Origin of the sequence: Mesorhizobium sp. M5C.F.Ca.IN.020.32.2.1 (assembly GCF_004023105.1) — a bacterium.
Taxonomy (GTDB): domain Bacteria; phylum Pseudomonadota; class Alphaproteobacteria; order Rhizobiales; family Rhizobiaceae; genus Mesorhizobium; species Mesorhizobium wenxiniae.
The window spans coordinates 1-8,464 of record NZ_RZSX01000195.1; the positions used below are offsets into that span (position 1 = coordinate 1).

The 8,464-nt window shown below is 63.3% G+C and carries 7 protein-coding genes and 1 pseudogene; 4 read left to right on the top strand and 4 right to left on the bottom strand.

Going from position 1 to position 8,464, the window contains the following annotated elements:
• Positions 1 to 10: 10 nt before the first annotated feature.
• Positions 11 to 1,861, bottom strand: a complete 1,851-nt coding sequence (locus tag EOA86_RS12420) for a DEAD/DEAH box helicase family protein (RefSeq protein ID WP_245497248.1) — start codon at positions 1,859 to 1,861, stop codon at positions 11 to 13.
• Between the two features lie 112 nt (positions 1,862 to 1,973).
• Positions 1,974 to 3,224, bottom strand: a complete 1,251-nt coding sequence (locus EOA86_RS12425) for a hypothetical protein (RefSeq protein ID WP_128341902.1) — start codon at positions 3,222 to 3,224, stop codon at positions 1,974 to 1,976.
• 155 nt (positions 3,225 to 3,379) lie between these two features.
• Between EOA86_RS12425 and EOA86_RS12430 the strand changes: the two genes are divergently transcribed.
• Positions 3,380 to 4,420, top strand: coding sequence for a CapA family protein (locus EOA86_RS12430; protein WP_128341904.1), 1,041 nt, complete (start codon positions 3,380 to 3,382; stop codon positions 4,418 to 4,420).
• A gap of 132 nt (positions 4,421 to 4,552) precedes the next feature.
• Positions 4,553 to 5,524, top strand: coding sequence for a DUF3137 domain-containing protein (locus tag EOA86_RS12435; protein WP_128341906.1), 972 nt, complete (start codon positions 4,553 to 4,555; stop codon positions 5,522 to 5,524).
• Positions 5,525 to 5,585: 61 nt separating this feature from the next.
• On the opposite strand, the gene EOA86_RS12440 is transcribed toward EOA86_RS12435, so the two are convergent.
• On the bottom strand, positions 5,586 to 6,095 hold the full coding sequence (locus EOA86_RS12440; RefSeq protein ID WP_128341907.1) for a hypothetical protein: 510 nt from the start codon (positions 6,093 to 6,095) through the stop codon (positions 5,586 to 5,588).
• Between the two features lie 906 nt (positions 6,096 to 7,001).
• Between EOA86_RS12440 and EOA86_RS40155 the strand changes: the two genes are divergently transcribed.
• Positions 7,002 to 7,547, top strand: a complete 546-nt coding sequence (locus tag EOA86_RS40155; RefSeq protein WP_245497249.1) for a diacylglycerol kinase family protein — start codon at positions 7,002 to 7,004, stop codon at positions 7,545 to 7,547.
• Positions 7,462 to 7,895 (top strand): annotated as a pseudogene (locus tag EOA86_RS40160) (hypothetical protein). Before EOA86_RS40155 ends, EOA86_RS40160 begins: the two are co-directional and overlap by 86 nt.
• A 188-nt stretch (positions 7,896 to 8,083) precedes the next feature.
• On the opposite strand, the gene EOA86_RS12450 reads toward EOA86_RS40160, so the two are convergent.
• A partial coding sequence (locus EOA86_RS12450) for an enolase C-terminal domain-like protein (RefSeq protein ID WP_281035655.1) occupies positions 8,084 to 8,464 on the bottom strand: 381 nt, incomplete at its 5' end.

Sequence of the window (8,464 nt, forward strand, 5' to 3'; positions counted from 1 at the left end):
GCTCCATCTCTCAGCCGCCGCGTGTCGCCGAAACCGCGACGGAAAGCGGGCGCATCGCGTCCCACTCCTCGAAGCGCAGCGGTCGGTTGTCCATGCAGGACGGCAGACGGAAACCGTACTCGGCCAGCGTCGCCTTGCGGCGGAAGTCGCCGCGATACATGCCTCCGATCTGCGGCACGGTGACATGGCTTTCGTCGACGAAAACCAGAGCATTGTCGGGGATGTATTCGAACAGGGTCGGCGGCGGATCGCCCGGCTGGCGGCCGGTGAGATAGCGCGAATAGTTCTCGATGCCGGCACAGGAGCCGGTCGCTTCCAGCATCTCGAGATCGAAGCGGGTGCGCTGCTCCAGCCGCTGCGCCTCCAGCAACCGACCGGCCCGTTCGAGTTCGACCAGCCGGTGCTTGAGTTCATCCTTGATCGACTTGATGGCCTGATTGAGGGTCGGGCGCGGCGTCACATAGTGCGAGTTGGCGTAGATCTTGACGCTCTTCAGCTCGCCGGTCTTCTGGCCGGTGAGCGGGTCGAATTCGGTGATCGCCTCGATCTCGTCGCCGAACAGCGAAATGCGCCAGGCGCGGTCCTCAAGGTGAGCCGGAAAGATCTCGATCGTGTCGCCGCGCACGCGGAACGAGCCGCGGACGAAGTTGACGTCCTGGCGCTTGTACTGCTGGGCGACGAGGTCGGCGAGCAGTGCGCGCTGGTCGAGCCGGTCGCCGATCTGCATCTGGAAGGTCATCGCCGTGTATGTCTCGACCGAGCCGATACCGTAGATGCAGGACACCGAGGCGACGATGATGACATCGTCGCGCTCCAGCAGCGAGCGCGTCGCCGAGTGGCGCATGCGGTCGATCTGCTCGTTGATCGAGGATTCCTTCTCGATGAAGGTATCCGTGCGCGGGACGTAAGCTTCCGGCTGGTAGTAGTCGTAGTAGGAGACGAAGTACTCGACGGCGTTTTCCGGGAAGAATTTCTTGAACTCGGAATAGAGCTGCGCAGCCAGCGTCTTGTTGGGGGCAAGGATCAAAGCAGGGCGCTGCGTCTCCTCGATCACCTTGGCCATGGTGAAAGTTTTTCCCGAGCCGGTGACGCCGAGCAGCACCTGGGTGCGGTCGTTGTCGTTGACGCCTTCGACAAGGTCCTTGATCGCCGTCGGCTGGTCGCCGGCCGGCTCGAAATCCGACACCATCTTGATGGCGATGCCGCCTTCGGATTTTTCGGGTCGGGCCGGGCGGTGTGGCGTCCACAGCACGCCATCCTTGTGCAAGGGGTTGCCGGATTCGATTAGCGCCGAGAGCGCCGCCACCGTGGCGGTGACGCCGCCGGAGGCCATGGTCTCGGCCTCCTCGAGCGAAACATCGAGGCCGGCGACAGGGTTGAGGCCGGCCGCGGCGCGTTCTCTGGCCGAAGCCGCGCCGCCCATCGAGGTGCCGCGTGCCGTGCGGCCGGGGGAGGAGGAGCGTTCGGGGATCTTTTTTTGCTTGGCGCCTTCCCTCTCCCTTGAGGGGAGGGTGGCGGCGGAGCCGCCGGGTAGGGTCGGTGCGGCAGCGCTCGGCGACCCCTCATGTTGAGCGCTTCCTTTGCCGACCCCCTCTGTCGCCCTCGGCGACATTTCCCCCTCAAGAGGGGAGACTTGGCGCCCTTCCTTCTCGGCCTCCTGCTCGATCTGCTCGGCCCAATCGGCGATCGAGCCGGTCAGCGGCGCGCCGGAAAGCTCGGCCTGCGGCGCCTCGGCAAAACCGCCCTTGTGGAGCGGCTCCGACGCATCGAGAAAATCGGTCAGCGGACTGCGCCGCTTGGGCGGCGAAGCGCGATCGTCACGCGCCGGCGACGGCGTGTTTTTATCAGGAAGTTTGGCCATGTCCCAAATATGGGAGGTATCTGCCAAAATGGAAAGAGCGGAGTGGCGAGGGGCGCGAGACGAAACCAAGCTGCTGACACAAGGGTGTCAGGAGTGATGTCAAAACGCGCCCTCAGTTGAACCACAGCGCAAATGTCAAAAATCCGGCGCCGCCAAACTGGCGCTGGATCTGGTCGAACTCCTCGCTGGTGAGGATCTTTCCGCTCTCGAGATAGGGCGCGATGGCCGGCCCGGTGATCGACAGCACCAAGTCGAAGGGCTTTGGTTCGTCGAAGAAGCGCTTCATATTGATGCCTTTGTCGGCGAAGCGGAAATGCGGCAGCAAGGTGCGGCCGTCGAGCAGGTCCTCAGCCAAATCAAGCGCGGCGTGCCAGGCCTGGACCTGCTCCTCGCCGACCTCCAGGCCGGTGAGCGGGCTCGCGCCTTTCTGTTGCGGGCCGGGCAGCCATTCACGGTCGTTGTCGGTCTCGGCGCGGATCGCCTTCCAGTCTTCGCGCGACAGCCGGATCATCTCAATGAGATGGCGGCGTGCCGCCTGCCGGCGCTCCGGTTCGACGACCGGCCAGTTGACCAGATGAACCAGCGAAATGAAGTCGGCGATGCGCCATTCGGACGACAACATGCCGCCGCTCATGCCGCCGTCCGGCGGAACAAGCGTGTCCTGCAGCGGCAGTTTGGCGCGCGGAAACAGCATATGGAACGAACCGTCGAAGGCGTTCCTGAAATCATGCGCCAGCCAGAAATCCGCCTGCGCCATCAGGAATTCGGCATAGCCCTGCAGCCAATAACCGTCGGCTCGGTCGAAGCGAAAGGTGAGGGCGGGTGCGGCCGGGTCTGACGCACCGCCGCGTGACAGGGATGCCATGATCGCGGCGGCACTTTCGTCCGGCGCGATCTGGCCATCCTCGTTGAGATCGATGCCGAGACGGGTGAGGTCGACCTCCATGCCGATGGCGGCATCGGCAGGCACGGATCCAAGCGTGGCGGCGGACTTTTCCAGCCGATCGCGGAAGGCGACCAGGATGGCGCGGAAGCCGTCGTAGGTCAGCGGCTCGGGATTGGGATTGTCTGGGACCGGCAGCCGCATCAGCGGCAGTATGAATGATTGCGGGCTTTCGAAACCGTGGCGGTGCAGGCCGCCGGCCAGGATCTCCAGCCCGGTGAAGAATTGGCCGGCTCCGGCGGCGTAAGCCGACGCGGGATCAGTGGGTGCGGCGGCTTCCAGCGCAGTAAGCGTGCTGTCGCGGTCCGCTACGGTTTTTGCCTCGAACAGGGCGGCCGGTTCGGGCGCTGCGGCCCCGGCGGAAGAAACCGGCAGCAGCAGAATAAGGGCGGATGCCAGCAGGCTCGGAAATCGCGTCATCTTGGTCCTCCGGTATGCCGTTCGGCGGCAACCATATACGCATCTTGTGTGTTACGCCTACTGCGGGGCATCTGGCAGCACGATTCCGAACGGAGGCGCTTCGCTATATCGTGCGCATCGTCTACCGTGGCCGTTCATCCCGGTGCAGGCTGCGCGTGTCGAACTATCCGTTTTCCTACAAATTGTCTTGGCTGCCACGCTTCTTGAAGCCCTCGCTCAGCGGCGATCAACAAGGCTTTGCGCCGGCAGCCGCAGCGACGATGGTGCCGCCGCCGGCGCGGACGGTGCGGCTCGCTTTCGTCGGCGATATCTCGGCGGTGGCCAATCGCAGAGCGCCGCAATGCGACCCGGCGATCGCCATGTTGCTCGGCTCCGCCGATCTGGTGATCGGCAATTGCGAAAGCCCGGTGGTGGAGCGGCCGAGCGCGACGACGGGAACGAAGCTTGGCACCCATCATGCCATGACCGAGCGGTTTCTCGCCGAGGCGCTGGCGGCCGCCGGCATCTCGCGCGAGAAGCTGGTTTTGTCGCTCGCCAACAACCATGTGCTCGACCAAGGCGTCGAGGGTTTCGACGAGACCGTGGCGGCGCTGACCCGTCTCGGCATCCGCAGCATCGGTACCGCCGCCGGCGGTCCGGTCGAGCGCCTTGCGGTCGGACCGCTGACAATTGGCTTTGCCGCCTTCACGCTGTGGCGCAATGCCGGCGCGGCTGCGTTCGCGGGCCGTGTGTCGATGCAAGCCGACCCGGCACGATGGCCGCGCGGCGCCGCCGTCGACCTCACCTGTGCCGTGCCACATTGGGATTGGGAATTCCGGCATTTTCCACAGGCCGCAACGCGGGCATTGGCACGGCATTTGGCCGCGCAAGGCGTCGGGTTGATCGCTGGCCATCATGCCCATGTCGTGCAGCCTGTGGAGCGGATCGGCAAGGCGCTCGTCGCCTATGGGCTCGGCGATTTTCTAGGCACCGCCTTTGCGCGCCAGCCGTGGCCCGGCCGCATGGGGGGCATCCTGACCGCCGATATCAGCGCTGACGCCGGCACGCGTGGCGCCATTGCCGCCTACCGGCTGCATCCCTTCATGCGGCTGCGCGCCGGCGACCATGAGCGGCTGGTTCCCGTTGAGGCGCTGGAGGGCGCATTAAGGCAAAAGGTTACGGCCCGTTTCGTTGCGGTTTTTGGTAACGGAAATTGATAGCCATAGTTGACTGGTGCTCGGATGAATCGTGTGGGCTCACCCACCATCCCAACGCTGTAGTCGCGCGACTTTCCGCAAAATCGGCTATTGTCCGAGCTGGGTGTTCGGTCTTTCGACGGTGGGATGGCGATGGAAGCGGCGGATTTCATGCCTGATGAAGCTGACATCGCCGGCATCAAAAGGAATCTCGAGGCCTATGAGGTCGGAAGGGCTGCGGCCTACCGGCAAGTCCGCTGGCGGGTGCCGCTGTTCATCTCCCTGCTGCTGGCATTCGTGGCGCTGGTGGCCTGGCTATTCAACACGGTCGCCGATCCATACGAGCGATGGTTCTCGACGCCGCATGTCCTGCTCTATGTCGTCGGATTCGTGGCGGCGATCCTGCTCTATTTCCAGGCGATCAAGCCGGCGAGCACCTTGCAGCAATCGTTCCGCAAAACGCTGTTGCCGATCATCTTCGGTTTCATTGAGGATATGCGGTACCAGCATGAGGTAACGCCGAATTCGTTCGACCGGCTGCCGCGCGAGACGATCGGCACTTTTAACAGCAAGCGCTTCGACGACATCGTATCCGGCCGCTACGAGGGATTTCCGTTCGAGCTTTACGAAGCCGATCTCCGGCAAGGCACGGGCAAGAGCGGCACGATAGCATTCAAGGGGATCGTCGTCGCCTTCGAGACCATCGTGCCGTTCCCCGGCATATTGGTGGCCGCCCGCCGGACTGACGTGGCCGTCGGGTTATTCCGCGGCATGTTCGCCAGCAAAATGCAGGAATTATCATGCGGCGTGCCCGAGCTCGATGCCACCTACGACTTCCGCACCGACAATGTCGAGGCGGCGCAGCCGCTGGTGAGTGGCCGCCTGGCGCAGGCGCTGACATGGCTCAGCGAGACCTGGCCTGATGATCCGGCGCGGGTTGCGCTCAATGGCGGCGACGGTTTTCTACTGTTGCCGCAAACGAAGGACTTCTTCGACCTGCCTGATAAATCGGTGCCGCTAGACTACGCCAAGCATGTCGCGCCGATGATATCAGACATGGGCGCGATGCTGGCAACGGCGGCGCTGGTGCGCAAGATCGGCGCAAAGGACGAGGCGGCGGGTTAGCCGCTGACGTTCAGCATGGTCGGCTGCGATCAAGGCGCTGAGCGGCATCGCCTGAGGGCGCTTACAAACCGTTCGGCATTTTCGCCGCCAGCCAGTTCGCCGACCGCTTGGCCATTCCGAGGGTCGCGGATGCGGCGCGGCCAAGGTCGGTTTTGAACAAGGCGTAACCGTTCTTCGTGCGATACAGCACCGAGCGTCCGCCATCGACCGCGGCTTCAAAGGCGACCGGCCTGGCAGCCTCTGTTTCCGTGGCTGTTGCCTGCGACCCGACAGCAACGCTGGGCCGACGGCTCAATTCGGACGGGAGTGGGTCGGTGGCGGTCTGCGCTGCCACCGCCAACTCAAGCGTCGAGCCGGTCGCGGCAAGCCGCGACGAGGTCTGCGTCGTGCGGCAGATGCCGGACACGAGCGGGTAGTTGAAATTGCGCGCGTGCGACATCTGGCTTTTCATCGCTGCTTCGCAATCGGCGATGGTCGACCACTTGGCCGGCGTCTCGCCGATATACTCGCAAAGCCTGGCATCGCAGTCGCAGCCGACGATGGTCATGGCGACAAGGGTGGTCTTAATCACGGTCTTGTCCCTTCGATTTGCTTTGGCGAGTGCTACAAGGACGTGCGGCGTTGGTGCGTTCACCAATTGCCGTAGATCAAGGCGGGATTTGGCCGCGATTGTGGAATGTGCGTGGTGAAGTACAAGAGAAGGTTTCAGGAGTTCCGCCTGTGGCCGAACTTCATCAGTAATCGCAGGCGTGCTCAAGCGTGGCGCCTGCCTTCATCAGTGCCGGCAGAACGGAGTGCAGCTCGATTGCGCCTGGTGATGAAGATCGTGCCCTCGGCACCGCAGATCGCGCTCGGCCAAGGTGTCCGGCGTACGCTGAAGCCGCGCCAACAACATCGCGGGGATGGCCATGAAAGACAGTCGGCGCCGGGATTTCTCCCAGCGCCTCCCTGTCAGATCAGGACACGGTCGCGGCAGCAACTTCCGTAAAGACGTCGCGCCATGCCGGCCTTGATGTTGACGGTCCTGCCAGCCACCGCCCGAGGGCAGCGTCCGTTCGGGACCTCGCCAGTCTCCACCCTTGCGAGCTTCGTCCAGCGCGCCATCGAAGGTTTTTGCCGTCCTTCATGGCAGCATCGGTCCGCCGTAGGCGTTCGCACGCTTTCCGCGGCCCCGTAGGTCTCGGCATCCCTCGTCAAAACAGGCAAGCCTGCTTTCATTCAGGGGCCGTACGGGCCTCAGGAAATCCGCCGTTTCGCTTTGTCTTTCGACTTGGCAATCGGTAGCCGCCTGAGATGGGTTTAATGTACGCCGAGTGAGCGTTTGGCGAAACAGCCGCGAGCCTGTGGATAGCGGGATTATCGGGGACTGAGCTCGGCGGCCGAGCGTTTTTTCGAGGGGGGTCGGGACACGCCCAATCTGCGGCGAGCAGCATAATCAAACATTCGGCTCTTGCCCCACATCGCGGCGCGGGCTTCAATGCCGGCAAAGGATTTTAGGACACCAGTGTCGCTGCGATCCTTTGGGAGGGCGTTCTTGAAGGTCGGGGTGGTTCTCAATCCGATTGCCGGTGGCAGCCGGCTCAAACGGCATTGGCCGGAGGTCAGTGCTTCGCTCAGGAAACATTTCGGCGATTTCGAGCTGCGCGAAACGCAGGCGACCGGCGACGCCGAACGGCTGGCGCTCGTCCTTGCAGCCAGCGGCTTCGACCTGGTGATCGCGGCGGGCGGCGACGGCCCCCGGGCTCGGCCTATCTGGCGAGGTCGACCTGGCGTTGAAGCGCATCGCCGATGCCAAGGCCCACAACGTCGATGCCGGCCGCATCTCCTATGTCGACGACCATGGCGCGCTGGCCAGCCGCCATTTCATCAACATCGCCAGCCTCGGGCTTTCAGGCGCTACCGACCGCGCGGTCAACGCCGACAAGCGCAAGGGCAAGGTGTCGGCCAAGGCGCTGTTCTACTGGCGCACCGTGTGGGAATTCATGCGCTACCGGTTCCAGGACGTTGTGATCACCGTCGATGACGGCGTCCCGGTCGAGGCGCGCGTGGCGCTGGTGGCGGTGGCCAACGGAAAATTCTTCGGCGGCGGCATGATGATCGCGCCGGATGCCGAACTGGACGACGGTCAATTCGACATCGTCATCCTGCGTGCGGCCGGCAAGCTGAAACTGATCTGGGACATCCGTCTGCTCTATGGCGGACGGCACCGCAACATCCGGCAATCACCATTTTGCGTGGCAAGAAAGTGGTTGTCGAACCGCTCGGTGATGCGCAAAAGAACGCCGCGCTGCTCGACGTAGACGGCGAATCCCCCGGGCGCATACCGGCGACCTTCGAGATCCTACCCGGCGCGCTGACGCTCAGATATTGAATCAAGGTGTTGAGACTTTGATTCAGCTCGTTTCGATCGTGATTCTGGCGATCCGGCCAATATGCTGGAATCGCTTCACAATCCGCCTGTCAGGTCTCGCTCTTGGCAGGAAAAGCCCAGCGTTCTTGCGTGTAAATACTCTTCACCCGTTTGCGCGGCAAACTGGTGACGACGTTTCTAAAGACAGCTCACGGCATCAACGGCGTCTGCATCATCTGCAGATGCAGGTCCTTGCCGGTCCAGGGATGCGCCTCGCAGACCGCTTCGTCGAGTTCGACGCCAAGGCCTGGTTCCATCGACGGAATGACGTTGCCGTCCTGCCATTCGATCTTTTTCTTCAGCAGCTTTTCGTGAAAGCCGTCCCACTGCTTCAGCGATTCCAGAATAAGGAAGTTGGGCAAGGTCACGGCAAGCTGGATGTTGGCCGCACCGACGATCGGCCCGCAATAGCAGTGCGGTGCGACCTGGATGTGGTAGACCTCGGCCATGGCGGCGATCTTCTTGGTTTCGAGAATGCCGCCGGAGCGGCCGAGATCCGGCTGCAAAATGGTCGCAGCACGGTTCTCGAT